The sequence below is a fragment of the Acinetobacter sp. SwsAc6 genome (assembly GCF_013391565.1).
GTDB classification, from domain to species: Bacteria; Pseudomonadota; Gammaproteobacteria; order Pseudomonadales; family Moraxellaceae; genus Acinetobacter; species Acinetobacter cumulans.
Window position 1 is genome coordinate 1 of sequence record NZ_JACAXE010000076.1, and the last position, 1037, is coordinate 1037.

Below are 1037 nucleotides of genomic sequence, written 5' to 3' on the forward strand. Positions count from 1 at the left end.
TGGATAAGCTCTACTGACATTTCAACGTTGTCACCAGGCATTACCATTTCCACGCCTTCTTTAAGCGCGATCGCACCAGTTACGTCCGTAGTACGGAAGTAGAACTGTGGACGGTAACCGTTCAGGAATGGAGTATGACGACCACCTTCTTCTTTAGAAAGTACGTATACTTCTGCGTCGAATTTAGTATGCGGTTTGATCGCACCTGGTTTAGCAAGTACTTGACCACGTTGAACGTCTTCACGTTTAGTACCACGTAGAAGAACACCACAGTTCTCGCCCGCACGGCCTTCGTCAAGAAGTTTACGGAACATTTCTACGCCAGTTACAGTTGTTTTAACTGTATCTTTGATACCAACGATTTCAACTTCTTCGCCTACTTTAACGATACCAGTCTCAACACGGCCAGTTACTACTGTACCACGACCTGAGATAGAGAATACGTCTTCGATTGGCATAAGGAATGGAAGATCGATAGCACGTTCTGGTTCTGGGATGTACGTGTCAAGCGCTTCAACAAGAGCTACAACAGCGTCTTCGCCGTATTGGCTAGCGTCGCCATTAAGCGCAAGAAGAGCAGAACCACGGATAACTGGAGTGTCATCGCCTGGGAAGTCATAGGTAGAAAGAAGTTCACGAACTTCCATTTCTACTAATTCAAGAAGCTCTTCGTCGTCTACAAGGTCGCATTTGTTTAAGAATACAACGATGTATGGAACGCCTACTTGGCGAGAAAGAAGGATGTGTTCACGAGTTTGTGGCATTGGACCATCAGTCGCAGCACATACAAGGATTGCGCCGTCCATTTGAGCAGCACCAGTAATCATGTTTTTAACATAATCGGCGTGGCCCGGGCAGTCTACGTGAGCGTAGTGACGAGTTGGAGAATCGTATTCTACGTGTGAAGTATTAATTGTAATACCACGTGCTTTTTCTTCAGGTGCAGAGTCGATTGCAGCGTAGTCTTTCGCTTCGCCACCGAATTTCTTCGCACATACAGTTGCAATTGCAGCTGTTAAAGTTGTTTTACCATGGTC

At 46.0% G+C, this 1037-nt stretch carries 1 protein-coding gene; it reads right to left on the minus strand.

Going from position 1 to position 1037, the window contains the following annotated elements:
• The coding region (gene tuf, locus HYG93_RS19170; RefSeq protein WP_178962800.1) for an elongation factor Tu at positions 1-1037 on the minus strand (1037 nt) is incomplete at both ends.